Annotated in this window: 23 protein-coding genes; 17 read left to right on the top strand and 6 right to left on the bottom strand. The window is 68.1% G+C overall.

Features of this window, described 5'->3' with window-relative positions; translation table 11 throughout:
* The first annotated feature begins 188 nt into the window (after positions 1-188).
* Positions 189-893, top strand: coding sequence for a hypothetical protein (locus tag NNJEOMEG_RS09025; RefSeq protein ID WP_173083563.1), 705 nt, complete (start codon positions 189-191; stop codon positions 891-893).
* Positions 894-1015: 122 nt separating this feature from the next.
* Here NNJEOMEG_RS09025 and NNJEOMEG_RS09020 read toward each other — a convergent pair whose 3' ends face one another.
* From NNJEOMEG_RS09020 to NNJEOMEG_RS09010, 3 genes are all read right to left on the bottom strand, one after another.
* Positions 1016-1693, bottom strand: a complete 678-nt coding sequence (locus NNJEOMEG_RS09020) for a Fic family protein (RefSeq protein ID WP_173083561.1) — start codon at positions 1691-1693, stop codon at positions 1016-1018.
* A gap of 281 nt (positions 1694-1974) precedes the next feature.
* Positions 1975-3174, bottom strand: a complete 1200-nt coding sequence (locus tag NNJEOMEG_RS20970; protein ID WP_173083559.1) for an MFS transporter — start codon at positions 3172-3174, stop codon at positions 1975-1977.
* A gap of 30 nt (positions 3175-3204) precedes the next feature.
* Complete coding sequence (locus tag NNJEOMEG_RS09010) at positions 3205-3903, bottom strand: type 1 glutamine amidotransferase (RefSeq protein ID WP_173083557.1); 699 nt, start codon at positions 3901-3903, stop codon at positions 3205-3207.
* A gap of 119 nt (positions 3904-4022) precedes the next feature.
* Here NNJEOMEG_RS09010 and NNJEOMEG_RS09005 point away from each other — a divergent pair, with 119 nt between their 5' ends.
* The 3 genes from NNJEOMEG_RS09005 (at position 4023) to NNJEOMEG_RS08995 (ending at position 6517) form a co-directional block, all read left to right on the top strand.
* Positions 4023-4730 (top strand): TIGR04283 family arsenosugar biosynthesis glycosyltransferase, encoded by a 708-nt coding sequence (locus NNJEOMEG_RS09005; protein ID WP_173083555.1) that lies wholly within the window; start codon positions 4023-4025, stop codon positions 4728-4730.
* Complete coding sequence (gene arsS / locus NNJEOMEG_RS09000) at positions 4727-5668, top strand: arsenosugar biosynthesis radical SAM (seleno)protein ArsS (protein WP_173083553.1); 942 nt, start codon at positions 4727-4729, stop codon at positions 5666-5668. Before NNJEOMEG_RS09005 ends, arsS begins: the two co-directional genes overlap by 4 nt.
* A 159-nt stretch (positions 5669-5827) precedes the next feature.
* Entirely contained in the window at positions 5828-6517 is a 690-nt protein-coding gene (locus NNJEOMEG_RS08995; RefSeq protein ID WP_173083551.1) for a TIGR04282 family arsenosugar biosynthesis glycosyltransferase, read from the top strand.
* 215 nt (positions 6518-6732) lie between these two features.
* On the opposite strand, the gene NNJEOMEG_RS08990 is transcribed toward NNJEOMEG_RS08995, so the two are convergent.
* The 3 genes from NNJEOMEG_RS08990 to NNJEOMEG_RS08980 form a co-directional block, all read right to left on the bottom strand.
* Positions 6733-7545, bottom strand: a complete 813-nt coding sequence (locus NNJEOMEG_RS08990; protein ID WP_173083549.1) for a DUF547 domain-containing protein — start codon at positions 7543-7545, stop codon at positions 6733-6735.
* Between the two features lie 59 nt (positions 7546-7604).
* Positions 7605-8339, bottom strand: a complete 735-nt coding sequence (locus NNJEOMEG_RS08985) for an acetolactate decarboxylase (RefSeq protein ID WP_173083547.1) — start codon at positions 8337-8339, stop codon at positions 7605-7607.
* Positions 8340-8443: 104 nt separating this feature from the next.
* Complete coding sequence (locus tag NNJEOMEG_RS08980; protein ID WP_173083545.1) at positions 8444-9193, bottom strand: N-acyl homoserine lactonase family protein; 750 nt, start codon at positions 9191-9193, stop codon at positions 8444-8446.
* A gap of 165 nt (positions 9194-9358) precedes the next feature.
* Here NNJEOMEG_RS08980 and NNJEOMEG_RS08975 point away from each other — a divergent pair, with 165 nt between their 5' ends.
* From NNJEOMEG_RS08975 to NNJEOMEG_RS08915, 13 genes are all read left to right on the top strand, one after another.
* A complete protein-coding gene (locus NNJEOMEG_RS08975; RefSeq protein ID WP_173083543.1) occupies positions 9359-10126 on the top strand; it encodes an acyltransferase in 768 nt (255 codons plus the stop codon).
* Positions 10123-11565 (top strand): B12-binding domain-containing radical SAM protein, encoded by a 1443-nt coding sequence (locus NNJEOMEG_RS08970; RefSeq protein ID WP_173083541.1) that lies wholly within the window; start codon positions 10123-10125, stop codon positions 11563-11565. Before NNJEOMEG_RS08975 ends, NNJEOMEG_RS08970 begins: the two co-directional genes overlap by 4 nt.
* Before the next feature lie 32 nt (positions 11566-11597).
* On the top strand, positions 11598-12797 hold the full coding sequence (locus NNJEOMEG_RS08965) for a glycine C-acetyltransferase (RefSeq protein WP_173083539.1): 1200 nt from the start codon (positions 11598-11600) through the stop codon (positions 12795-12797).
* A gap of 222 nt (positions 12798-13019) precedes the next feature.
* A complete protein-coding gene (gene tdh / locus NNJEOMEG_RS08960; RefSeq protein WP_173083537.1) occupies positions 13020-14048 on the top strand; it encodes an L-threonine 3-dehydrogenase in 1029 nt (342 codons plus the stop codon).
* 331 nt (positions 14049-14379) lie between these two features.
* The gene (locus tag NNJEOMEG_RS08955) at positions 14380-16623 is read left to right on the top strand and encodes a hybrid sensor histidine kinase/response regulator (protein ID WP_173083535.1); all 2244 of its coding nucleotides are present in this window, start codon (positions 14380-14382) and stop codon (positions 16621-16623) included.
* Positions 16624-16860: 237 nt separating this feature from the next.
* A complete protein-coding gene (locus tag NNJEOMEG_RS08950) occupies positions 16861-17691 on the top strand; it encodes an IclR family transcriptional regulator (RefSeq protein WP_173083533.1) in 831 nt (276 codons plus the stop codon).
* Between the two features lie 75 nt (positions 17692-17766).
* Positions 17767-18903: an ABC transporter substrate-binding protein gene (locus tag NNJEOMEG_RS08945; RefSeq protein ID WP_173083531.1), complete on the top strand. Its 1137-nt coding sequence runs from the start codon at positions 17767-17769 to the stop codon at positions 18901-18903.
* A gap of 169 nt (positions 18904-19072) precedes the next feature.
* A complete protein-coding gene (locus NNJEOMEG_RS08940; RefSeq protein WP_173083529.1) occupies positions 19073-19966 on the top strand; it encodes a branched-chain amino acid ABC transporter permease in 894 nt (297 codons plus the stop codon).
* Complete coding sequence (locus NNJEOMEG_RS08935) at positions 19966-21009, top strand: branched-chain amino acid ABC transporter permease (protein ID WP_173083527.1); 1044 nt, start codon at positions 19966-19968, stop codon at positions 21007-21009. Before NNJEOMEG_RS08940 ends, NNJEOMEG_RS08935 begins: the two co-directional genes overlap by 1 nt.
* Entirely contained in the window at positions 21006-21788 is a 783-nt protein-coding gene (locus NNJEOMEG_RS08930) for an ABC transporter ATP-binding protein (RefSeq protein WP_173083525.1), read from the top strand. The genes NNJEOMEG_RS08935 and NNJEOMEG_RS08930 overlap by 4 nt, the downstream gene beginning before the upstream one ends.
* The gene (locus tag NNJEOMEG_RS08925) at positions 21781-22485 is read left to right on the top strand and encodes an ABC transporter ATP-binding protein (protein ID WP_173083523.1); all 705 of its coding nucleotides are present in this window, start codon (positions 21781-21783) and stop codon (positions 22483-22485) included. The genes NNJEOMEG_RS08930 and NNJEOMEG_RS08925 overlap by 8 nt, the downstream gene beginning before the upstream one ends.
* A gap of 83 nt (positions 22486-22568) precedes the next feature.
* On the top strand, positions 22569-24008 hold the full coding sequence (locus NNJEOMEG_RS08920; protein WP_173083521.1) for an aspartate ammonia-lyase: 1440 nt from the start codon (positions 22569-22571) through the stop codon (positions 24006-24008).
* Positions 24005-24490: an asparaginase domain-containing protein gene (locus tag NNJEOMEG_RS08915; protein WP_217270496.1), complete on the top strand. Its 486-nt coding sequence runs from the start codon at positions 24005-24007 to the stop codon at positions 24488-24490. Before NNJEOMEG_RS08920 ends, NNJEOMEG_RS08915 begins: the two co-directional genes overlap by 4 nt.
* The last annotated feature ends 100 nt before the right edge of the window (positions 24491-24590 follow it).

Below are 24590 nucleotides of genomic sequence, written 5' to 3'. Positions count from 1 at the left end.
GGCGTGACCATGGCCGAAGGGAAATACAGAACTTCCGTATGCCGTTGGTTGATTTCAGTCGTCAGTCATGTGAGAAGGGATGCGTCTAGCTGATGATGTGCGCATGTGCACGATGGATACAATTTGTTGATGTACGTTCAACAACCTGAACATGTCAGATGTTCCGACATTGAAAGAGGATCCGGCGCATGGGCAATGAAATCCGGGAGGCTTACGAAGCCCGCCAGTACCAGGGCGCTTCACCAGCGGTTGCAAGACATATCTTCTGGGGGACGGACGCGAATTTTGATTCGGAACTGTCCGGAGAGAATAGGAAGCTCGTTCTGGAATACCTCAGGGATGGGCCTGCGTTCTGGAGACAACATAAGGGTCAAAAGCATCATCCGTTCGTTGTGGATGGGTATAAGTTCCAGAAGGGGCGACGGTACCATGTGATGTTTCAAAAACTTGGTTTTTATGCGGCTGACGCCGAGGATGTCTGCTTTGCGGACCTTTGTGGATATTCAGAAGATGCGAAATTCGATCCGTCCAGGAGAGTTCCCCTTGATCATCTCGTGAACCTCGCGAGACAGTGTTTCACGGGCGGCAAGATGAATTTCATGCCCATTTCGGTCTTGCGCGGTTTCATGCAGCGCCTGCCGCATGTTCAGCCGCTCCTTGCGCTCTCTGCCAGCGATACGGAAGGCGTGCTTGCACTCACGAACTACAAGCTGAAGAATCCCCAGGAGATCCCTGTATATCTGGGCAAGGATTATGCTGTCGTCAGGCACTACCACTTCTCATGCTCCAATTTCTCGTGTGCTAATGCATTAAAATTGCGGAGCGTTTCCAGGAAAATTCTTTCCAGAGACATGGGTGAATCGGTGCGCGAAGGAGTGCTCCGGGTGTTTTGAACTATGATTTTACGTAATGTTATAGGTGTTTGATGAAATTGCGCATCCTGTGCCGGATCATCCGGTCCGCACAGGATGCACCTTCGTCAGCGCGACGACGATCCCGCCCCACTCCTTCCTGCTCATGCCCCGCTTTCGAAGGAGAACCCCGGGTATTCTCGGGCGTACTGCGTCTCGAAAAAGCGGAGCATCTCGTCCTCTTCCCCCGTCTCGTAGAAGCGCAGCATCTTCTCGTTGTATTCCAGGAGGCTTTTCGCGGGGACGCTGAAGGGCATCAACCCTTTGCTCAGGAACAGGCCGTTCATCATCAAGAGGCCGGTTCTCTTGTTGCCGTCGAAGAAGTATTGGTTGCGCGCCATGTCCAGGGCGACCAGCACGCCTGCCGTGAAGGTATGTCGCGTCGCACCGACTCGTGCCCGCAGCCCCTCGAATCGCGCGTCCAGCGTCGCGTGATCCGGGGGGGCGTAGTCCGTGCCCATGATCCAGACCGCGCCCTGCCGGAACCGACCGGGAACCGCAGCCTCGTCCTTGGCCACAATGGCGTTGAGTTCGCAGGCCACGTGCTTGGTGAACTCGAACGCGTCCTCCTCGACGATCCGGATGAGATGCTGCCAGGCGAGGGCCTGCTGCTTCAGCTTGTCCTGGTCGGAGACCTTGTGGCCCCCGACCGTGATCCCCTGCAGGTAGGTCTGCACCTCGGGCAAGGTGAAGGGCATGCCTTCAAGGGCCTGGAAATAATAGACCAGACCCGCCATGTTCTTCCTGGCGATGAACAGCGCCTTGTCCCTGCTGCGGCTCATGGCGATGGGCTCCACGTGGTTGGAATCGATCGCTCGCCAGCGACCGGCCCGGACGCTCCGGCGCGGGCGGCGTCGAGAAAGCGTAGCGCCATCCTACGTTTGAGCGCGAAAATGTCAAAGCAATGCGCGAAGAGTCGAAGTGGCGCATCGATGGCCGCCGCGCGGGCATGCCCGCCCCCCCGCAGGTCAGCGGACATGGCTCGCTGCCGCTGCGTTCACGCTTCCCCCGCCCGTTCCTGGGCGCGCGGCCAGGGCCGGGGGGATGCGGCAGCCCGCCCCCGTCAGTCCCTGGCGGGGTCGCCCCGGTCCAGGTCCAGGCGCATGGCCGCCAGGCACAGGGCCAGACCGGCCGCGCAGATCGCCGCGCCCAGCCAGAGGAACCCCGCCGGGCCGAAGGCGTGGACCGCCGCCGTGCCCACCAGCGGCCCCGTGAAGCTCCCGGCCTGCATGGCCATGGTGGCCAGGTTGGAGTTCACCCCGCGCATGCGCGGCTCCGACACGGCCACCATGAGCGCGTTCATGGCCGGGGACCCGGCCCCCATGCCCAGGCCCATCACGGCGGCGGCCGCCAGCAGTTGCGGGAGGCCCGAGGCCGTGGCCGCCAGCACGCACGAAACCCCCGAGAGCCCGAAGCAGAACCCGATCAGCCACATTTTGCGGATGCGGTCGAAGCGGTGGCTGGCCGCCAGGCGCACCAGAATGATGCAGGCCATCTGCACCACGAAGAAAGCCCCCACCTCGGGCACCCCCAGGGTCTGGAAATAGGCCTTGGCCAGGAAGAACACCGCCGAGAACACCGTGATGTAGAGCGCGCACACCCCCAGCACCGCCGCCACGGGCGGGCGCGCCGCGCCCCGGGCCATGGCCCGGTAGCCCACGGGCGCGGGCGGCGCGTGGCGGCACGCCCCGGCGCGGCGGCCGATGATCGGGGCCACCACCAGGGCCGGGGCCAGGCACAGCGACATGGCCATGTACCCCTGGGCCAGTGTCCCGGCCCGGGCGAAGAGGGCGTCGAACACGGCGGGCACCACGCAGTAGGGCAGGAGCATGGCGATGGAATACATCCCGAAGGCCTGGGCGCTGCGCCCGGGCGGGATGCGCTCCACCAGGAGCGTCATGGCCGAGGCCGAAAGGAGGTAGACCCCCAGCCCGTTGGCCAGGCGCACGGCCAGGATCGACCACGGGTCGGCGGCCGCCAGGTAGGCCGATCCGCAAGCCATGAGCAGCACGGCCCCGGCGCAGGCGCGGCGCGAGGCGTTGGCCGTGGTGGTGGAGGGCGAGAGCGCCAGGTAGGCCGCGATGGTGGAGAGGGACGACGCGCCGATGAGCAGCCCGCGCCATCCCGGCTCGATGCCCAGGCGCGCCAGGTGCACGTCCAGGCTGTAGAACACCGTGTGGTTGCAGTAGGCCAGGAAGATGATGCAGCACAGGCCGAGGAAATCGGCGGTGAAGAGGGGCTCGCGGCCCTTGGCGGAGGTCATGGATCGGGTGCGTCGCGGTCCGGCGGGGGATCAGGCCTCCCGGGCCATGTTGTCCAGCAGGGTGAAGAGCATGGCCTCCAGCTCCGGCAGGTGGCTGGGGGCCAGGCGGCGCAGGGTGTCGGCGTCCTGCGTGAAGGGCCCGGGGTCCATCTCGTCGCCGCAGTGGGCGATCAGGGCCTCCATGCTCTCGGCGGTGGTCTCGAAGTGGAACTGGAGCCCGGCCAGCTTGCCGCCCACGCCGAAGGCCTGGTGGGCGCAGGCCTCGCTTGCGGCCAGCAGCGTGGCCCCCTTGGGCAGGGAGAAGGTCTCGCCGTGCCAGTGGAAGCCCGTGAAGCGCGCGGGGATGCCCCGCATGAGCGGCGAAGCCGCGGCCCAGGGCGAGGCCGAAAGAGGATGCCAGCCGATCTCGCGCTGCGCGTTCTTCGTCACGTGGCCGCCCAGCACCTCGGCGAGCAGCTGCGCGCCCAGGCACACGCCCAGCACGCTGCGGCCCCGGGCCACGGCCTGCTTCACGCAGCGCTTCTCGTCGGCCAGCCAGGGGAACTCGAGTTCGTCGTGCACGCTCATGGGGCCGCCCATCACCGCGAGCAGGTCGAACTCCCCGGGCTCGGGCAGGGCGTGGCCCGCGTGGAGCAGGCGGCGGTCCAGGTGGTGGCCCCGGCTTGAGGCCCAGACGGCGATGTTGGCGGGCCCCTCGAAGGGGACGTGCTCGATGGTGGCGATGCGCATGGTCGGCTCCTCGGTCCGGGTGATGGACCCGTTCGCGGCCCAGGTCAAGGGGGAACCTCCAGGGAACCCGGGCGGCGGGATTTGCGCGGAGCGCGCCCGGCTGCTATGCCTGGGCCGCCATGTCCCCGAGCTATTCTGTCATCGTGCCGGTTCTGGGCGAAGCGGCACGCATCAACCGCCTGGTGGACCACGTGCGCGCCGTGGGCTACGGACTGCCCGTGGAGATCGTGGTTGTGGACGGACGCCCCGGGGCCGACACCCTGGCCGCCCTGGACCGCCCCGGCGTAACGGCCCTGTGCGCCCCGCGAGGGCGCGCGCGCCAGATGAACGCCGGGGCGGCCGTGGCCGGCGGCGACGTGCTGGTGTTCCTGCACGCCGACTGCGCCCTGCCCGTCGGGGCCTTCGCCGCCATGGAGCGCGTGCTGGCCTCAGGACGCAGGGTCGGGGCCTTCGGCCTGGCCATCCGTTCGACGCGCTGGTCGCTGAAGCTCGTGGCGCTGGCGGCCACGCTGCGCTCGCGGATCACGGGCGTGCCCTACGGCGACCAGGCCATCTTCATGGAGCGCGCTGTTTTCCACGCCCTGGGCGGCTACGCGGACATCCCCATCCTGGAGGACGTGGACCTCTTGGCGCGCGCCCGCCGCGCCGGGATGCGCGCAGGCTTCGCCCGGGGCCGCTGCACGGCCTCGCCCCGGCGCTGGGAGGCCGACGGGGTCTGGCGGCGCACCTTCGCCAACTGGGGCATCATGGCCCGCTATCTGCTGGGGGCGTCCCCGGAGCGACTCGCCCGGGACTACCCGCCGCTTACCGAGGAGGACACACCGTGAACGCATTCGAGGAACTGGCCGGAGGGGCCATCCGGGCCGACGGCCTGGACGTGCTCCAGGTGAACGTGGGGCTTCGGTGCAACCTCTCCTGCACCCACTGCCATCTGGAGGCCGGTCCGGCCCGCGTGGAGCTCATGGACCGCGCCACCCTGAACAAGGCACTCGCCGCCGCCCTGGCCGTGAGGCCCGCCCTGGTGGACGTGACCGGCGGCTCGCCCGAGATGAACCCCGGCCTGCCGGACTTCCTGCGCGGGCTGCGGGGCGCGGGCCTGGCCGTGCAGGTGCGCAGCAACCTGGCCATCCTGGAGGAGCCGGGTTTCGAGGACTTCCCGGCCCTTTACCGGGAGCTGGAGGTGGGGCTGGTGGCCTCGCTGCCCTGCTACCTGGAGCAGAACGTGGACCCCATGCGCGGCGCCGGGGTCTACCGCAAGGTGCTCTCGGCCATGCGCCGCCTGAACGCCCTGGGCTACGCCGCGCCCGGCGGCCCGGCGCTGGACCTGGTGTTCAACCACCCCCTGGGGCCCTACCTGCCGCCCTGCCAGAAGAGCCTGGAGGACGCCTACCGCAAGGAGCTGGCCCCCCACGGCGTGGCCTTCTCGCGCCTGATCGCCATCGCCAACATGCCCCTGGGCCGCTACCTGGAGGAGCTGGAAGCCATGGGCCAGGCCCAGGACTACTGGAAGCTCCTGCGCGATTCCTTCAACCCCGCCACGCTGCCCGGGCTCATGTGCCGCCGCCAGGTGAACGTGGGCTGGGACGGGGCGCTCTACGACTGCGACTTCAACCAGGCCCTGGGCCTGCGCGTGAACCACGGCGCGCCCGACCACCTGGACGCCTTCGACCGCGAGGCCCTGGCCGGGCGCACGGTGGTCACCGGGGCGCACTGCCTGGGCTGCACGGCCGGCGCGGGGTCCAGCTGTCAGGGGGCGCTGGCCTGAGCGGCGGGATGACGGAGAAGAAGCCTCCGGCGGGCAAAGAGGGCTCCGCACTCAGCTTGATGACAAACCCTGAAGCGGGGTTTGTGGGAGCCGCTTACGGGCGGCAGAGCCGCCCTACTCCAGGCTGCGCTCCGCGCAGGGCTCCCCGGCGGGTGGGCCGTGCGGCCTGACGTCCGCCTGCTCCTGATGCTGCGCGCCCCCCTGGAGGGGCGCGTGAAGACCCGCTTGGCCCGCGACGTGGGCGACAGGGCGGCCCTGGCCCTCTACCGCGCCATGGTGGAGGACGTGCTGGAGGCCCTGGACGGGGCGGGCGCGCGGGTGGCGCTGCTGGTGGAGCCGGGCGCGGAGATTCCCTTGGTCCGCCGCTGGCTGGGAGAGGGCCGGGAGTGCGTGGCCCAGCGGGGCGCGCACCTGGGCGAGCGCCTGGAAAACGCCTTCGCCTGGGCCTTTGCGGCAGGCTGCGACGCGGCGGCCGCCGTGGGTTCCGACGTGCCGTGCCTCTCGCCCGGGGCCGCGGGGCTCCTGGTGGAGGGCCTGCGCGCGGGCCGCGCGTGTCTCGGCCCCTCCCCGGACGGCGGCTACTGGACCGTGGGCTTCACCCGGGGGAACTTCCTGCCCGAGGTCTTCCGGGACATGCCCTGGAGCGAGCCCGGCCTGCTGGCCCGCACCCTGGAGGTGATGGCCCCCCTCGATCCCTTCGTCCTGCCGGAACTGGCGGACGTGGACACCCTGGCCGACCTGGGCCGCGCCCTGGGGGCCTGTCCGGAGGGGCTGGCCCGGCGCACGCGGGCTGCGGCGCGGGCGGCGGGGCTGCCTCCCGCCGCCCCCGGCCAGGTCCCCGGGCAATAGACGGAACCCGGCCCGGAGCGCGGCCAGGAGCGCGGTTCGGAACTTGGCCCGGGACCCGGGCAGGCCCGCAACCCTGCCCGTGCGAGAGCCGGAGCGCAGGGCGAGGGCGCGGGACGAAGTGAGACCCCGAACGCTGACCGGAGCGCAGGGCGAAGAGCGGACCGGATGGAGGCCGGAGGGCAGGGTGGTGAGGGGGGGCCGGAACCGCTCCCGGCTCAGCGGCCTGGCGGCGGCCCGTTCACGGACCAGTCGTAGGGCAGGAACTTCAGCGTAACGGCCTGCGGGTCCAGGACCGCCAGCTGTCCGGCCAGCTCCGGCGGGGCGTGGCGGGCCACGAAGGCGATCACGCCCGGCTTGCCGCCGAAATCATCGGAATACCAGTCGAAGATGGCGCTCACGTGGAGCGTCGCGCCTTCCAGGCGCGCCCGGTCCGGCACCGAGAGCATGGCCCTGGCCGCGCGGTCCAGCTGTTCGTCCAGGCGCGCGGCCTCGAAGGGCTCCCCGGCCAGGGGCGGGCAGCCTCGCGAGGCGCAGTTGAGGGCCGCGTGCACGCGCGACTCCCCGAAGCGCGGGCGCAGGAAGCCGTGCTCCAGTTCGTCCAGGGTCATCAGGCCCCGGGCCGTGCGCACGAAGCGGATCTTCCAGGGCGAGCCGAAGAGCCCCCCGATGTCGCGGATGGAGGCCACGGGCCAGTGGTCGCGCACCAGGGCCAGGGTGGCGGCGTTGTAGAGGTTGACGGCGGCGGCCAGGGCCTGCGCGCGGGGCAGGGCTTCCAGGTCCACGGCGGCCATGCCCTCCAGGTAGGCGTCCAGGTCCGCCCGGTCGGCCTTGAGGGCGGGGTAGTCCACGAGGCCGCCGCGCACGTGGGCCGCGAGCACCCGGGCGTACGGGGCGTCGTCTGCGGCCCGGGCCGGGGGGGCGCAGCACAGGCAAAGCGCCAGCAGGGCGGCCAGGAGGCGCGCCGTCGGGGCGAAGCCGAACACGCCAGAGCCGGGCACGCCAGAGCCGGGCACGACCGGACCAGACATGACCGGACCAGACGCGATGGGACGGGGCGCGGTGGAGAAGGGCGCGGCCGGGCGATCCGTCACGGCTTCTGCGTGGGCAGTTCCAGCACCAGGCGCTCCAGCGACATCCACGCGGCCTGACCCTCCAGGCCCTCGAAGCCGAGCACGTGGCCGCCCAGGGTGCGGTCCTCGCTGACGAAGTGGACGTGCCATCCCGCCACCCAGCCGCCGCCGGGGCGGGCCGGGCCGCGCAGGGCCACCAGGGTGCCCCGGGCGTTCGCGATGGTCTTCACGTGCTGGGTCTTGAGGGCGTCGGTGAGGTGGGGCCAGGGCTGGGCGTAGCCCGGCACGCTGCGGATGGTCAGGCTCTTGAATCCGGCGTCCACGCGGGCTGCCGCGAAGCCGCCCTTGGGCAGGCGGGCGTCCAGCCACTGGGTCAGGGCGGCCATGTGGGGCATGTCCTTCACGGCCTCCCGGCCCTGGGCCTTGAAGGTGACCAGATTTGCGAAGGGCGAGAGCGCGTCCATGGAGGGCCGCGTCAGGTTGCACTGGCCGTCGGCGCGGTAGAACACGCCGTCCACCACCACCATCTCGCCGTCCAGGCCGTGCAGGGTGCCCAGGCCGAAGTCGCCGCTTTTGGCCAGCTCCTTCAGGGGGCGCGTGCCCTGGTAGTCGCCCAGGGCGAACACCTCGAAGTCGCCCAGCTGGTAGACGGCCGGGGGCTGCTTGGGGGTGCAGGCGGCCAGGAGCAGGGCCAGGATCAGGCCCGGAAGGAGCCGGGCGGCGGTGGACGGGAGCGGGCTGCGGCTGGGCATGGGGCCTCCGGTCGGGGCCGGAGGAGGGCCGGGGTGCGTCCGGCGCGCTACGGCCCGCGCGCGTCCGGCCGTGGCGCGCGCGGGGCGTTGAGGGCGATGCCTTGCTAGCCGATGGCCCCTTCCCGGGCGAACTTCGGCTCGTGCAGGGGGATGATGATGTCGGCCATGTCGCGGCACTTGAGCACGATATCGTAGGCTTCCTTGAGGTCCAGGCAGGTGGAGGGGGGGATCACCTCCATGCCCAGGCCTTTCACTTCCTTGGCGGGGTAGAAGTTGTCCATGATGCAGCAGAAGCCCGTGATGAGCGCCTTGCCCTTGGCCGTCTCGATGAGCACGCTCATGGAGCCCTCGGTGTGTGCCGGGGTGTGGATCATGGTGATGCCGGGGACCACTTCGGTGTCCTCGGAGAGGGTCTTGATCTGTCCGTTCTCCTCCACGTCGAGGATGAAGTCCTCCTGGTAGCGGTAGTCCAGGGGATGGGGGTCGTGCACCACTTCCATTTCCTTCTCGTGGACATAGAAGGTGGCGTTGGTGAACTTGTAGTCGTTTTCGCAGTGGTCGCGGTGCAGGTGGGTGTGGATCACGATGTCGATGTCCTCGGGGGTGAGGCCGTGGCGGGCCAGGCCTTCCTCGATGGTCTCGATCTTGGCCCCGATGAACTCCTCGCGGTCGGGGCTGACGATGGGCCGGAGTTCCCCGGTGTCCACCAGGATCTTCTTCTCGCCGCCCAGCACGAGCCAGGCGTAGAGGGGGATCACGTAGGGCGTGCCCATCTCCTGCTGGTAAGTCATGAAGCCTTTGTCGAAACGCTTGGAACCCACCACGAGGGGGTGGATGGTGTATTTGGCGGACATGTTCGCTCCGGGGTTGTCGTTGATTGGCCGTGAGATAGCCATTCCGGCGGGCCCAGGCAAGCCCGGAGGATGCCCAAAGCCTCCGCCGGGGCTTGCCTGTGCCGTCGAAACGGCCTAAGGGGACGGCTTGCGGTCCGCCGGACCCTCCGCCTACCGGAGCACGCCATGAGCAATCCCCGCCAAGAACCCCAAGGACGACTCGAAGACTACATGGGCCGCACAGGCCAGGCCGGACTCGCGGTCTATCTCGCCTCGCGCGCGTCGAGCCCCTTGCGCTACGCCCTGGAGCAGACCGCCCAGGCCCTGGTCGGCTGGCTCCCCGGGCTGCCCGGCATGGCCCTGCGCGGCGCGCTCTACCGCCCGCTCCTGGGGGCCTGCGCCTCCACCCCAGTGTTCGAGTCCGGCGCGGAGCTCCTGCACATGGACTCCATCCGGCTGGGCCGCAGCGTCTACGTGGACCGCCTCGCCCGGCTGCACGCCTCCGCCGCCGCCATCGAGCTGGGCGACTGCACCCGCGTGATGCGCGCGGCCTACCTGTGCACCTTCACCTCCGATTCGCGCCCCGGCGAGGGCATCGTCACCGGCGCGCGCTGCTGGATCGGCGTGAACGCCGTGCTGGCCTCGGGGCAGGGGGGCATCACCCTGGGCGAGCAGGTGCTCATCGGCCCCGGGGCCATGATCGTCACCGGCGACCACGACTTCCGCCGCCTGGACCTGCAGGCCGTGGAGCGCGCCTACACCGGCCGCCCCGTCACCGTGGGCGACAACGTCTGGATCGGCGCGGGAGCGGTGCTCCTGGGCGGCGTGACCGTGGGCCGCGACGCCGTGATCGCCGCGGGGGCCGTGGTCACCCGCGACGTGCCACCGCGCAGCGTGGCGGGCGGCGTGCCCGCGAAAATCATTTCCGACATCGAGCAAGGAGCCGGGTCTTGAAAATCCTCCTCATGAACGTCCCGGACCTGAGCATCGCCAAGACCTCCAGCTCCTGGCAGCTCGAAGCCTCCGACATCGGCATCTTTCCGCCCATCGGGATCATGTACCTGGCCGGGGCGTTGCGCGCCCACGGACGCCACGAGGCCGTGCTCCTGGACACCATCCTGGAGCGCATGAACCACGCCGAGGTGGTCAGGAAGGCCCTGGAGATCAGGCCCGACGTCATCGGCATGACCGTCTACACCCCCAACCTCCACGACGCCCTGGCCCTCACCCGCAGGCTGCGGGAAGCGCTGCCCGGCGTCCCCCTGGTCTGGGGAGGCCCCCACGCCGACCTTTTCCCCAACGAAAGCCTCACCCACGACTGTGTGGACTACCTCGTGCTGGGAGAGGCCGAACACACCCTGCCGCGCTTTCTCGACGCCCTCGAAGACCGCACGCCCCTGGCCGACATCCCCGCCCTGGTCTTCCGGGGCCTGGACGGCGCGCCCGTGTTCACAGGCCCCGCCGGGTTCGTGAAGGACATCGACTCCCTGCCATTCCCGGCCTTCGACGCCCTGGACTACAGGCGCTACTATTCCGCCATCGGCACGGGCCAGCCCGTGGGCACCATCTGCTCCTCGCGCGGGTGCCCCTTCAACTGCACCTTCTGCTGCCGCCCCTATTCCTCCTACCGCACGCGCTCCGTGGAAAACATCATGGAGGAGATGGAGGCCTACCACGGCCGGGGCATCCGGGAATTCTTCTTCTTCGACGATCTCTTCAACGCCACGGCCAAGCGCGTGCGCGCCATCGCCCAGGCCATCCTGGACCGGGGGTGGAACATCACCTGGGCCTTCCGGGGCCGCGTGGACGCCATCGACGAGGAAATGCTCGCCCTGGCGCGGCGCTCCGGCTGCCGCCAGATCCTCTTCGGCGTGGAAACCTCCACCGACGAAGGCCTGCGCGACATCAACAAGAAAATCACCATCGCCCAGGTGCGCCGGGCCATGAAGATGTGCCGCAAGGCGGGCATCGTCACCAGCACCAACTGGATCATCGGCTTCCCGCACCACAAGACCCGCGAAGACGTGCTCCACCTGATAGAGACCGCCGTTTCCATCGACTCGGACTTCGCCCAGTTCAACATCCTCATCGTCTACCACGGCACGAAGATCTTCGAGGACGGCGTGCGAAAGGGCCTCTTCCCCGCCGACATCTGGCGCGCCCAGGCCCTGGACCCCGTGCCCAACTTCGTCGAGCCCATCTGGGAGGAACGCCTCTCCCGCGACGAGCTTTCCAAGCTCCTCAAGCGCTGCTACATGCGCTTCTACTTCCGGCCCATGCCCATCCTGCGCAAGGTCCTGAGCCTGCGCAATCCCCGGCAGTTCATGCTCTACGCCAAGGGGGCGCTCAAGCTCCTGGGCATCGGGCAGGGACGCCCCAAGGACGAAGCCTAGCCCCGCCATCCGACACTGACCAAGGAGCGCCCATGCGCGAACAATTTCTCACCCAGCTGGACGAGACCCTCGAACAGATCCGCCGCGACGGCCTCTTCAAGGGCGAACGCGTGCTCGCCGGGCCACAGGCCGCCCTTGTGCGCCTGGAGGACGGCCGCGAAGTGCTCAACTTCTGCGCCAACAACTACCTGGGCCTCGCGGGCGACCCCCGCATGATCCAGGCCGCCAAGGACGGGCTCGACCGCTACGGCTTCGGCATGGCCAGCGTGCGCTTCATCTGCGGCGCGCAGACCGTGCACAAGGCCCTGGAAAAAGCCCTCTCGGACTTCCTCCAGACCGAGGACACCATCCTCTATTCCAGCTGCTTCGACGCCAACGCCGGCCTCTTCGAAACGCTCCTGGGACCCGAGGACGCCATCGTCTCCGACGCGCTCAACCACGCCTCCATCATCGACGGCGTGCGCCTGTGCAAGGCCAAACGCTACCGCTACGCCAACAACGACATGGCCGACCTGGAAAAACAGCTCGTCCAGGCCCGCGCCGACGGCGCGCGCCACATTCTCGTCGCCACCGACGGCGTGTTTTCCATGGACGGCGTGGTGGCCGACCTGGACGCCCTCTGCGACCTGGCCGACAAGCACGGCGCGCTCACCATGGTGGACGACTCCCACGCCGTGGGCTTCGTGGGTCGGCACGGCCGGGGCTCCGTGGAACTGCGCGGCGTGCTGGGGCGCGTGGACGTGATCACCGGCACACTCGGCAAGGCCCTGGGCGGCGCCTCCGGCGGCTACACCTCCGGCCGCCGCCAGATCGTGGACCTGCTGCGACAGCGCTCCCGGCCCTATCTCTTCTCCAATAGCCTGGCCCCGGCCATCGCCGCCGCCACCCTGCGCGTGCTGGAACTGCTGGCCTCCCCCGAAGGCGCGGCACTGCGCGCGCGCCTGGAAGCCAACGCCGCGCTCTTCCGCAAACTCATGGAAGGCCACGGCTTCACCCTGGCCGGAGCGGGACACCCCATCATCCCCGTCATGCTGGGCGACGCCGCCCTGGCGGGCCGCATGGCCGCCGCCATGCTGGAGGAAGGCGTCTACGTCACCGGGTTCTCCTACCCCGTCGTTCCCCTGGGCAAGGCCCGCATCCGCACCCAGATGAGCGCCGCCCACACCACCGAACACGTGGAACAGGCGGCGGCGGCCTTCGCCAAGGTCGGCAAGGCCCTGGGCGTGATTTAGCGGCGGGAGTCTGCTGCTGTGCTGGCGGGGGGCCTGCACCCGGGGACAAGACACGATGGCGTGCCCGGGGGAGCCCGCGAAGCAACTCGGGAGTGCAGAGGGCGAAGCCCTTTGCCCGCCGGAGGCTTCTCCCCAGACGGCCCTGTCGCCCGCGTATGCCGTGCCTGGCGAAGCTCTGGCGCAACGACAATCAACCAGACCGCTGAAGCGGGAGGACATAGCATGAGAGCATTGGTCAAAACCGGCCCTGGCGAGGGGCTTGAGCTCCAGCGCGTGAAGAAGCCCGAGCCCGGGCACAACGACGTGCTGATCAAGATCAGGAAGACGGCCATCTGCGGCACGGACGTGCACATCTGGAAGTGGGACGAGTGGGCGGCCAGGACGATTCCCGCGCCCATGGTGGTGGGCCACGAGTACGTGGGCGAGGTGGTGGCCGTGGGCCAGGAGGTGCGCGGTTTCCAGGTGGGCGACCGGGTTTCGGGCGAGGGCCACGTGACGTGCGGCTTCTGCCGCAACTGCCGCGCGGGACGCAGGCATCTGTGCCGCAACACGGTGGGCGTGGGCGTGAACCGTCCCGGGTGCTTCGCGGACTACCTGGCGATTCCGGCGTTCAACGCCTTCAAGATCCCCGACGGCATCGAAGACGACCTGGCCGCGATTTTCGATCCGTTCGGCAACGCGGCGCACACGGCGCTGTCGTTCGATCTGGTGGGCGAGGACGTGCTCATCACGGGCGCGGGCCCCATCGGAATCATGGCGGTGGCCATCGCGCGCCATGCCGGGGCGCGTCACGTGGTGATCACGGACGTGAACCCCTACCGCCTGGGCCTGGCGGAGAAGATGGGGGCCACGCGGGCGGTGAACGTGCTGGAGCGCGGGCTGCCCGAGGTGATGGCGGAGCTGGGCATGACGGAGGGCTTCGACGTGGGCCTGGAGATGTCGGGCGCGCCGAGGGCGTTCGAGTCCATGCTGGAGAACATGAACCACGGCGGCCGCGTGGCGCTTCTGGGCATTCCGCCCAAGTCCACGGCCATCGACTGGAACCACGTGATTTTCAAGGGACTTGTGATCAAGGGCATCTACGGCCGCGAGATGTTCGAGACGTGGTACAAGATGACGGCCATGCTCCAGAGCGGGCTGGACATCCGCCCGGTGATCACCCACCGCTTCCCGGTGGAGGAATACGCGTTGGGCTTCGAGGCGATGATCGGCGGCCAGAGCGGGAAGGTGATCCTGGACTGGAGCGCGTAGCCCGGGCGGCCCCGCACGGGGCGCACCGGATCGGAAACGATGCTGCGCGAAGCGCAGCCTGGAGCAGGGCGGCTTTGCCGCCCGTAAGCGTATCTCACAAACCCCGCTTCGGGGTTTGTCATCAAGCTAACGGGCGGCCATGGCCGCCCGTTTTTCTTGGAGTGCGTTTCGAAATGAACGATGGATTTGGACCGCAAATCAGTCTTGATTTAAGCATGATAAATGTTAATGGATCACGTGGTGGCTTCGATATGAAGAACGTGTCGAGCGTTTTGTGGCGAAGGCTCACAGGCTTGCATCGGTTCAACGTGTAAGAAATTGCGGTGACTGGATGTTCAAGAGGCTTGGCGTCAAGCTGGTCGCGATCATGGTGATGTCCTTGGTCCCCGTGGTGTGCGCCTTCGTGTTCGCCGCATACAGGCTCAAGGAAGAGTCGATTCTTACGGCCAATTATCGGATACTGCACGTCTCGCACGAGCTGAAGCACTCGCAGATGGCGCTCGTCGGGGAGATCAAGGAGACGTTACTCCTGTTCTCCCAGGACAAAAGGGTCCGCGGGGGGGAGCTGGAGCGGATGCGGGAGATCTTCCGCAGCCTGTTGATGCAGCACGCGAACATCTACAGCAACATCTTCTATTGCGACATCGGGGGGAACATCGTCGTCTCGGCCCGGGATTTGGCCGGGAGCATGAATTCCCGGGAAAGGAAGTATTTCCGCGACGCCGTGGAGTCCCGGAAGTTTTCCACGGGCGAATATCTCGTGGGACGTGTGACGGGGAACCCCGTGTTCCATTATTCCTATCCCGTCCTGGACGACGCGGGGGCGGTTTCGGGAGTGTTGGTGCTCTCGGTGAACCTGAACTACCTCATGGACCGCTTCGAGGACATCCCGCTTCCTCCCGGCTCCTTCGTGCGCGTGTTGGACCACCAGGGGATGAGCCTGTTTCGCATTCCCGTGGACGACGCCAACTATCCCCAGGGTTCGCGGCTGGCCGAAGCGTTCTGGCGGCGCATACACTCGGAGAAAGGCGAGGGCACCTTCCTGTCCAAAGGTTCCGACGGCGTGGAAAAGCTCTACGCCTACACGAGCGTCTCCCTGGACGATGGCAAGGAACCCTACATGCACTTCCTCTTCGGCATCCCCACGGAGGAAATCTACGCCGGCGCAAACCAGTTGACGGTCGTCATGCTCGCCGCATTCGGCGCGGGGCTGGCGCTGGTGGTGCTCATCTACGCCTACGGTTCCCGGAAGCTGCTCACGGAGCGCATCGAGGCCCTGGCCAGGGCCATGGACTCCGACGTCGCCGTGGAGAGCTTGCCCGTGCAGGACAACCACGCCGACGAGATCAGCGACCTCGGCAAGGCCTTCGCGGACATGAAACGGCGGACGCAGGAATACGCGGCCGAGGCCATCCGCTCGCGCAACGCGGCCCAGCAGGCCGACCGCGCCAAGAGCGAGTTCCTGGCCAACATGAGCCACGAAATCCGCACGCCCTTCAACGGCATCATGGGCATGCTCCAGCTCTGCCAGGAGACGCGGCTGACGCCCGAGCAGACCCAGTACGTGTCCATGGCCCTGGAGTCGTCCCGGAAGCTGATGCGGCTGGTCAACGACATCCTGGACCTGGCGCGCATCGAGCAGGGCGGCGAAGTGTTGTGCGTTTCCACCTTCAGCCTGGCGGAGCTGGTGAATGAGCTGGACGCCCTGTTCAGGGTCCAGGCCTCCGAAAAGGGGTTGTTCCTGCGCTGGAGCATGGAGCCCGGCGTGCCGGACATGCTGCAGGGCGACGAAGTGAAGTTCCGGCAGGTGCTCTTCAACCTGATAGGCAACGGGTTCAAGGCCACGGAATCGGGCGGGGTGAGCGTGCGCTTCTCGCGCCTGGAGGGCGGGGAAAGGCCTGGAACCGTGCGGCTGCTGGCGTGCGTGGAAGACACGGGGCGGGGAATCGCGGACAATGATCTCCCCAGGCTCTTCGAAAAGTTCACCCAGGTTGACGGCTCCTACACGCGCCGTTCGGGCGGCGCGGGCCTGGGGCTGGCCATCGTGAAGCGTCTGGTGGTGTTGCTGGAGGGCACGCTCTGCATTTCTTCGGTGGTGGGCAGGGGCACGCAGTGCTATCTCTCGCTGGCCTTCTCGCCCGGCCGCGAGCATGCGCCGGGCGAGGCCACTGCCCCCCGTCCCCGGGAACCGCTGCCGCGCCCGGCCCTGCGGGTGCTCCTGGCCGAGGACGAGCGCATCAACCAGGCCACGGTGAAGGCCTTCCTGGGCAAGGAGGGCTGGAGGGTGGACGTGGCCCGGACCGGACGCGAGGCCCTGGACTGCCTGGAGTCCGCGCCCTATGACGTGGTGCTCATGGACGTGCAGATGCCGGAGATGGACGGACTCCAGGCCTTGCGGGCCATCCGAGAGGGGGGCAGGCCCTACGCCTCGGTGCCGGTGATCGTGCTGACGGCCCACGCCATGCTGGGCGACAAGGAAGCGATCCTCGAAGCGGGGGCCACGGCCTACCTGGCCAAGCCCGTTGACCTCAAGCAGCTGGTCAGGACCATCCTGGATTGCCTGGCCGGGCGATAGGCCCGGACGACAGGACCGCCCGGGGCGGCTGCTCATCCGCCTCCCTGGCCAGCAGGGGCCGGGACAGGCCCTCCTGTGCGCAGTCCTGCAGCCGTCGTCTTCATCCGTTGCTCTCCATCCCCTCAATCCGCCACGTTTTCCTTTTTCTGTGAATCCCGACCGGAATCGGATTGACAAAATTCCTTCCTCCGCATAAACGTGCCGGAAATTGATTACGCCGTTTCGCTGGGAGTAACGATGCCCACGCCGGACAACACAGCCGCCCCTCTGCGGCAGGCCGCCGCCGAGGAAACGAAGCCCGCGCGCGCCAAGGACAACGCCTCGGAGACCCTGGCCAAGGGTCTGCGCATCCTCGACATCTTCGGCATCGATGACTCCGGGTTCACCCTGAGCCAGATCGCCGCCCGGGTGCACCTGAACAAGACCAGCGTCTACCGCTACGTGAACACCTTCCGGGAGCTGGGCTACCTGCGCCGGGACGAGCGCACCGGGCTCTACCACCTGGGCGTGCGCTCCCTCTCGCTGGCCTACACCATCGTGGAAAAGTCCGAGATGGTGCAGCTGGTGAAGCCCTTCGTGCTGGAGGCCAACCGCAAGCACGGCGTCCACGTGGACGTGGGCCTGGTGAAGGGCGACGCCATCTACCTGATCTACCGCCACGAATCCAAGGACACCTCGGTGTTCCGCTCCTTCTCCTACTCCTCCGACCTCTACTACCTGGCCACCGGCAAGGCCGCCATGGCGTTCATGGAGCAGGACGAGCTTTCAGCCCTGCTGGACCGCCTGGACCTGGCCGCCAAGACCGACAAGACCCTCACGGACCGCGATTCCCTGCTCAAGGAGCTGGAGCGCGCCCGCGAGCAGGGCTACTGCGTGAACAACGAGGAGTTCGTTCCCGGGCTCATCGCCATCGGCGCGCCGCTGTTCTCGCTGCGCACCGGCAAGGCCATCGGCGGCGTGAGCTTCGACTCCACCACGGACCAGTTCTCCATGAAGGAGTTCGAGGCGCGCTTCTCGGGCTACCTTGTGGAGCTTGCCAAGAAGATATCGGCGGTGGTCTCGCTCTAGCGCGGCCCCGGCGACGGCTTAACCCATCCGGCGGCCGAGGGGCCTGCCGGCAACACCAGACATGGAGGCAGTTTGATGAAACGGATTCTCGCTCTGTGCATGGCCATGATCCTCGCCATGGCCACCTTCGCCTGGGCCGCGGACGACACCGTCCGCATCGGCGTGTTCCTGCCCCTGACCGGCCAGAACGCCTTCGGCGGCCAGCTGGAGCTTGAGGGCGTGCAGATGGCCCACAAGGAAGCCGGCACGGTCCTGGGCAAGAAGGTCGAGCTTTTCGTGGTGGACAACAAGTCCGACAAGGTTGAGGCCGCCAACGCCACCAAGCGCCTGATCGAGAAAGAGAAGGTGCAGGCCATCATCGGCACCTACGGCTCCTCCCTGGCCATGGCCGGCGGCGAGCACTCCGAGAACGCCGGAATCCCCCAGGTGGGCACCAGCTGCACCAACCCCCTGGTGACCCAGGGCAAGAAGTACATCTTCCGCGTGTGCTTCATCGACCCCTTCCAGGGCGCCGGCGCGGCCACCTACGCCGCCAAGACCCTGGGCTTCAAGAAGGCCGCCATGCTGGTGGACGTGGCCAACGACTACTCCGTCGGCCTCTCCAACTTCTTCAAGAAGTCCTTCACCAAGCAGGGCGGACAGATCGTGGCCACCCTCAACTACCAGTCCGGCGACCAGGACTTCACCGCCCAGCTGACCAAGATCATCGCCGAGAAGCCCGATGTCCTCTTCATCCCTTCCTACTTCGCCGAGGGCGCCATCATCATGAAGCAGGCCAAGGAGCTGGGCGCCACCTTCAAGATCATGGGCGGCGACGCCATGGACAACCCCGAGATCACCAAGATCGGCGGCAAGGCGGTCGAGGGCTTCGTGCACACCACCTTCCCCTACGATCCTTCCATGAAGGAAATGAACCCCGTGGCCAAGAAGTTCACGGATGACTGGAAGAAGACCCACTCCGCCGACAAGGAGCCCAACGTCAACGCCGCCCTGGGCTACGACGCCTACATGATCATCATCGACGCCATCAAGCGCGCCGGCAAGGCCGACCCCGCCGCCATCACCAAGGCCCTGGCCGAGACCAAGGGCTTCGTGGGCGTCACCGGCGCCACCACCATCAACGAGACCCACGACGCCGAAAAGCCCGTAGGCCTGGTGATGATCCAGGACGGCAAGAAGGTCTACACCGGCGAGATCACTCCCGACCTGTAAAGGCGGCGGCGGGAAGCCTCCGCCAGCCCCTTGATCCGTGACCCGCGAGCGGGGTCCGCCTTCGGGCGGGCCCCGCATGCGGGAGGCTCCCGGCACGCCGGGAACCCCGCGCGCCGCTCCCCGACGGCGCAAGCGCCCAAGGGCGCGCGGCCCGAACAAAGGACTTTCCATGAACGTCGAACAGTTCATCCAGCACGCCCTGAACAGCCTGACCCTGGGCAGCCTCTACGCGCTCATCGCCATCGGCTACACCATGGTCTACGGCATCCTGCGTCTCATCAACTTCGCCCACTCCGAGATCTTCATGCTGGGCGCGTATTTCGTCTTCTGGGGCGTCACGCTTTTCGCCCTGCCCTGGCCGGTGGCCATCGTGCTCTCCATCGCGGTCACGGCGCTCACGGGCGTTTTGGTGGACCGCATCGCCTACCGGCCCCTGCGCGACGCGCCGCGCATCTCGGCGCTCATCAGCGCCATCGGCGTCTCGTTCTTCCTGCAGAACGTGGCCATCGTGTTCTTCCAGGCCATTCCCCGCGCCGTGTACCGGCCCGAGTGGATGGAAGACCCCCTCATCTGGGGCAACGTGCGCGTTTTGCCCATCACGCTCTTCGTGCCGGTGCTTTCGGTGGCGCTCATGCTGGCCCTGCTCTGGGTGGTCTACCGCACCAAGACCGGCCTGGGCATGCGCGCCATCAGCAAGGACATCGAGACGAGCTACCTGATGGGCGTGCCGGTCAACCGCGTCATCGCGGTCACCTTCGGCATCGGCTCGGCCCTGGCGGCGGCCTCGGGCATCATGTGGGCCCTGCGCTACCCGCAGCTGCAGCCCGTGATGGGGGCCATCCCCGGCTTCAAGGCCTTCATCGCGGCCGTGTTCGGCGGCATCGGCTCCATCCAGGGCGCGGTGGTGGGCGGCGTGGTCCTGGGCTTCATCGAGATCATGACCGTGGCCTTCTTCCCCGACCTGGCCGGCTACCGCGACGCCTTCGCCTTCGTGCTGCTCATCGGGGTGCTCCTGATCAAACCCACCGGCCTGTTCGGTGACAAGGCCGAGGAGAAGGTGTGATGAAACGCTCCACCACCACCCTGCTCAACGTGGCGGCCGTGGCCCTGGTGGGCCTCTTCACGGCCTGGGCCCAGGCCAGCCTGGACGGCTACTCGGTCCAGATTCTCAACCTCATCGCCGTGAACATCATCCTGGCCCTGTCGCTCAACCTGATCTACGGCTTCACCGGGCTCTTCAGCCTGGGTCACGCCGGGTTCATGGCCATCGGAGCCTACGTCTGCTCCATCCTGATCATGACCGCCGAGCAGAAGGAGATGCTCTTCATCCTGGGCGACCCCGCCCCCTGGGTGCTGGCGGCGCACGCCCCCTTCGTGGTGGCCGTGCTGGCCGGCGGGCTCGTGGCGGCGCTCTTCGGCGCGCTCATCGGGCTGCCGCTCTTGAAGCTGGGAGACGACTACCTGGGCATCGCCACCCTGGGCTTCGCCGAGATCGTGCGCGTGGCCGCCACCAACATGAGTTCCGTGACCAACGGCGCGCTGGGCTTCAAGGGCATCCCCGCCTACGCCAACCTCTGGTGGAACGTGGCCTGGTGCCTGGTGACGCTCTACGTGATCGTGAAGCTCCTGGGGAGCAACACCGGCAACGTGCTCAAGGCCATCCGCGACAACGAGGTGGCGGCCAAGGCCATGGGCGTGGACGTGTTGCGCATGAAGCTGCTCTCCTTCACGGTGGGCTCCTTCTTCGCGGGCGTGGGCGGGGCGCTGCTGGCCAGCCTGCTCACCACCATCGACCCCAAGATGTTCCTCTTCACGCTCACCTTCAACGTGTTGATGATCGTGGTCACGGGCGGCCTGGGCTCCCTGACGGGCTCGGTGCTGGCGGGCGTGGGCATCACGGTGCTGCTCGAGTGGCTGCGCGTGGTGGAGAACCCGGTGAGCTTCGCGGGCATCGAGATCGCGGGCATCCCCGGCATGCGCATGGTGGTGTTTTCGCTCGCGCTCATCGTGATCATCCTCTTCAGGCGCGAGGGCCTCATGGGCATGCGCGAGATCACCTGGGAGGGCATGGCCCGCGCGTTGCGGGGCAAGGGGGTGGCGAAATGAGCGACTACGTCCTGGAAACCCGGGGCCTGACCATGCGCTTCGGCGGCCTCACCGCCGTGAACGGTTTCAGCGTCCAGCTGGCCCAGGGGAGCATCGGCGGGCTCATCGGCCCCAACGGCGCGGGCAAGACCACCTGCTTCAACATGATCACCGGCTTCTACCGCCCCACCGAGGGCACGGTGCTCCTGGACGGCAGGGGCCTCACGGGCATGTCGCCCGACAAGGTGTGCGCGGCGGGCATCGCCCGCACCTTCCAGAACATCCGGCTCTTCGGCAACGCCACGGTGCTGGAGAACGTGATGGTGGCCGCCCACGTGCGCCAGCGCTCCAGCTGGCTGGGGGCCGTGTTCTGCACCCCCGGCGCGCGCCGCGAGGACAAGGAGATCCGCCAGCGCGCCCTGGAGCTTCTGGGCGTGGTCGGCCTGGCGGGCCTGGCCCACGAGCAGGCCTCCGGCCTGCCCTACGGCGCGCAGCGCAGGCTGGAGATCGCCCGCGCCCTGGCCACCAACCCCAGGCTCCTGCTCCTGGACGAACCGGCCGCGGGCATGAACCCCCAGGAGACCCTGGAACTCATGGACTTCGTGCGCGACATCCGCGACCGCTTCGAGCTCACGGTGCTGCTCATCGAGCACGACATGAAGCTCGTCATGGGCATCTGCGAGCGCATCTGGGTGCTGGACTACGGCGTGACCATCGCCGTGGGCGACCCCGGGGAGATCAAGTCCGATCCCAAGGTCATCGAGGCCTACCTGGGCGAGGAGGCCCACTGCGATGCTTAAGGTGCAGGACCTTCACGTGCACTACGGCGGCATCCACGCCCTCAAGGGCGTGAGCCTGGAAGCGCCCCAGGGCAAGGTGGTCACGCTCATCGGGGCCAACGGGGCGGGCAAGTCCAGCACGCTGCGCGCCATCGCGGGGCTCCTCAAGAACAAGAAGGGGTCCATCTCCTACAACGGCAAGGACATCGGGGCCATGAACCCGGTGGAGGTGGTCAAGTCGGGCATCGCCATGTCGCCCGAGGGCAGGCGCATCTTCCCCCACCTCACGGTGTACGAGAACTTCATGCTCGGGGCCTACTCCCGCGAGGACAAGGACGGCATCGCCCGCGACCTCAAGTGGGTCTACGAACTCTTCCCCCGCATGTACGAGCGCCGCGAGCAGAAGGGCGGCACCCTTTCCGGCGGCGAGCAGCAGATGCTCGCCGTGGGCCGCGCCCTCATGAGCGCCCCCGAGGTGCTCATGCTCGACGAGCCGAGCCTGGGCCTGGCCCCCATCCTGGTGCGCGACGTCTTCGAGATCATCAAGGCCATCAACGAGAAGGGCATGACCGTGCTCCTGGTGGAGCAGAACGCCTTCGCCGCGCTCAAGGTGGCCCACTACGCCTACGTGCTGGAGACCGGACGCATCGTGCTGGAGGGCACGGGCCACGAGCTCTCCTGCGACCAGCGCGTGCGCGAGGCCTACCTGGGCGGCTGAACCCCGCCCCGGAGCGCTCCTTCCACACCTTCCACGGGCGCGCGGGGGCTCCCCCGCGCGCCCAAACCATCACGGGCAGGCACATGGACGAGACCACCCCCCCCAGGGCCTCCAGGCAGCAGCGCGTGGAGCGCGACTCCCTGGGCGAGATGAGCGTCCCCGCCGGGGCGCTCTACGGCATCCAGACCATGCGCGCCGTGCGCAACTACCCCATCACCGGGGTGCACATCTCCCACTACCCGGAGTTCATCAAGGCCCTGGCCGCCGTGAAGAAGGCCGCCGCACTGGCCAACGAGCGCATGGGCCTGCTGGACGCCGAGCGCGCCGGGGCCATCCGCGAGGCCTGCGCCCTGCTCCTGGCGGGAAGGTACCGCGCCCACTTCCCCGTGGACGTGATCCAGGGCGGCGCGGGCACCTCCACCAACATGAACGTCAACGAGGTGGTGGCCAACCTGGCCCTGGAGATCCTGGGCAGGCCGCGCGGCGACTACGCCTTCCTGCACCCCCTCAACCACGTGAACCTCTCCCAGTCCACCAACGACGTCTACCCCTCGGCCCTGCGCCTGGCCCTGGTGATGATGGGGCGCGACCTGCACAAGGCCATGGGGCGGCTCGCCAAGGCCCTGGAGGCCAAGGGCAGGCAGTTCGCCCACATCATCAAGATAGGGCGCACGCAGTTGCAGGACGCCGTGCCCATGACCCTGGGCCAGGAGTTCTCGGCCTGGGCGCTCATGGTGGAGGAGGACCGCCAGCGCCTGTTGGAGGCCCTGGACCTGGTGCGCGAGATCAACCTGGGCGGCACGGCCATCGGCACCAGCCTGAACGCCCCGGCGGGCTACCCGGCCCTGGCCGTGGAGATGCTCTGCAAGGTGAGCGGCCACCGCATGGTGCTCTCGTCCGATCTGGTGGAGGCCACCCAGGACGCCGGGGCCTACGTGCAGTTCTCGGGGGTGCTCAAGCGCACGGCCGTGAAGCTCTCCAAGATCTGCAACGACCTGCGCCTGCTCTCCTCGGGGCCGCGCTGCGGCCTGGGCGAGATCCGCCTGCCCAAGATGGCCCCGGGCTCGTCCATCATGCCCGGCAAGGTGAACCCCGTGATCCCCGAGGTGGTCAACCAGATCGCCTTCCAGGTGATCGGCTCGGACCTCACCGTCACCCTGGCCGCCGAGGCGGGCCAGCTGGAGCTGAACGCCATGGAGCCCGTGCTGGCGCACAACCTTTTCAACTCGCTCACGCTCCTGCGCAGGGGGTGCCTGGTGCTGGCCGAGAAGTGCGTCAAGGGCATCGAGGCCGACGAGGCGCGCTGCCGCGAGCTGCTGGAGCGCAGCCTCGGCCTGGCCACGGCCCTGTGCCCCCTGGTGGGCTACGACCAGGCCGCCCGAGTGGCCCAGCACGCCCAGGCCACGGGCCAGAGCGTGCACGAGGCGGCCCGCGAGCTGCTCGGCTGGGACGAAGAACGCCTGGCCCGCGTGCTGGACCCCTCGGCCATGCTCAACCCCGACGCCAAGGGAGGCGCCGCGTGAAGCTTTCCATCTACACCATGGGCGGAACCATCGACAAAATCTACTTCGACGACCTCTCCACCTACGAGGTGGGCGAGCCCCAGGCCGGGGAGATCCTCAAGGAGGCCAAGGCCGCCGTGGAATTCACCCTGCGCGAGGTGACCCGCAAGGACAGCCTGCACCTCACCGCCGAGGACCGCGCCCTCCTGCGCTCCCTGATCGAGGCCGACCCCGCCCGCCACGTGCTGGTGACCCACGGCACGGACACCATGGCCGAAACGGCCGAGGCCCTGCGCGGCATCCCGGGCAAGGTGATCGTGTTCACCGGGGCCTTGAGCCCCGCGCGCTTCAAGGGGTCGGATGCGCCCTTCAACGTGGGCTGCGCCGTGGGCGCGGCCCAGGGCCTGACCGAGGGCGTGTACCTGTGCATGAACGGCCTGGTGTTCCAGGCGGGCAAGGTGCGCAAGAACCGCGAGGCCGGACGCTTCGAGGCCCAGGGCTGACCCGGGCCGGAGGCGGAGGGGGCTTGCCAGCGCCTCGCGGTTGAGGGTATGTCTGCGGGCTCCCCGCCGCGCGGCCAGCCCGCGACACCCCCCAGGAGAC

This window comes from Fundidesulfovibrio magnetotacticus (assembly GCF_013019105.1).
Taxonomy (GTDB): domain Bacteria; phylum Desulfobacterota; class Desulfovibrionia; order Desulfovibrionales; family Desulfovibrionaceae; genus Fundidesulfovibrio; species Fundidesulfovibrio magnetotacticus.
The sequence above is the reverse complement of the archived record's forward strand: the minus strand, read 5'-3'. Positions and strand labels throughout refer to the sequence as shown.

Bases quoted from the DNA above. Each gene is read 5' to 3' on its own strand.
- NNJEOMEG_RS09025 (WP_173083563.1), top strand. From the start codon at position 189: ATGGGCAATGAAATCCGGGAGGCTTACGAAGCCCGCCAGTACCAGGGC.
- NNJEOMEG_RS09020 (WP_173083561.1), bottom strand. From the start codon at position 1,693: ATGAGCCGCAGCAGGGACAAGGCGCTGTTCATCGCCAGGAAGAACATG.
- NNJEOMEG_RS20970 (WP_173083559.1), bottom strand. From the start codon at position 3,174: ATGACCTCCGCCAAGGGCCGCGAGCCCCTCTTCACCGCCGATTTCCTC.
- NNJEOMEG_RS09010 (WP_173083557.1), bottom strand. From the start codon at position 3,903: ATGCGCATCGCCACCATCGAGCACGTCCCCTTCGAGGGGCCCGCCAAC.
- NNJEOMEG_RS09005 (WP_173083555.1), top strand. From the start codon at position 4,023: ATGTCCCCGAGCTATTCTGTCATCGTGCCGGTTCTGGGCGAAGCGGCA.
- NNJEOMEG_RS08990 (WP_173083549.1), bottom strand. From the start codon at position 7,545: ATGTCTGGTCCGGTCGTGCCCGGCTCTGGCGTGCCCGGCTCTGGCGTG.
- NNJEOMEG_RS08985 (WP_173083547.1), bottom strand. From the start codon at position 8,339: ATGCCCAGCCGCAGCCCGCTCCCGTCCACCGCCGCCCGGCTCCTTCCG.
- NNJEOMEG_RS08980 (WP_173083545.1), bottom strand. From the start codon at position 9,193: ATGTCCGCCAAATACACCATCCACCCCCTCGTGGTGGGTTCCAAGCGT.
- NNJEOMEG_RS08975 (WP_173083543.1), top strand. From the start codon at position 9,359: ATGAGCAATCCCCGCCAAGAACCCCAAGGACGACTCGAAGACTACATG.
- NNJEOMEG_RS08965 (WP_173083539.1), top strand. From the start codon at position 11,598: ATGCGCGAACAATTTCTCACCCAGCTGGACGAGACCCTCGAACAGATC.
- tdh (WP_173083537.1), top strand. From the start codon at position 13,020: ATGAGAGCATTGGTCAAAACCGGCCCTGGCGAGGGGCTTGAGCTCCAG.
- NNJEOMEG_RS08955 (WP_173083535.1), top strand. From the start codon at position 14,380: ATGTTCAAGAGGCTTGGCGTCAAGCTGGTCGCGATCATGGTGATGTCC.
- NNJEOMEG_RS08950 (WP_173083533.1), top strand. From the start codon at position 16,861: ATGCCCACGCCGGACAACACAGCCGCCCCTCTGCGGCAGGCCGCCGCC.
- NNJEOMEG_RS08945 (WP_173083531.1), top strand. From the start codon at position 17,767: ATGAAACGGATTCTCGCTCTGTGCATGGCCATGATCCTCGCCATGGCC.
- NNJEOMEG_RS08940 (WP_173083529.1), top strand. From the start codon at position 19,073: ATGAACGTCGAACAGTTCATCCAGCACGCCCTGAACAGCCTGACCCTG.
- NNJEOMEG_RS08935 (WP_173083527.1), top strand. From the start codon at position 19,966: ATGAAACGCTCCACCACCACCCTGCTCAACGTGGCGGCCGTGGCCCTG.
- NNJEOMEG_RS08930 (WP_173083525.1), top strand. From the start codon at position 21,006: ATGAGCGACTACGTCCTGGAAACCCGGGGCCTGACCATGCGCTTCGGC.
- NNJEOMEG_RS08925 (WP_173083523.1), top strand. From the start codon at position 21,781: ATGCTTAAGGTGCAGGACCTTCACGTGCACTACGGCGGCATCCACGCC.
- NNJEOMEG_RS08920 (WP_173083521.1), top strand. From the start codon at position 22,569: ATGGACGAGACCACCCCCCCCAGGGCCTCCAGGCAGCAGCGCGTGGAG.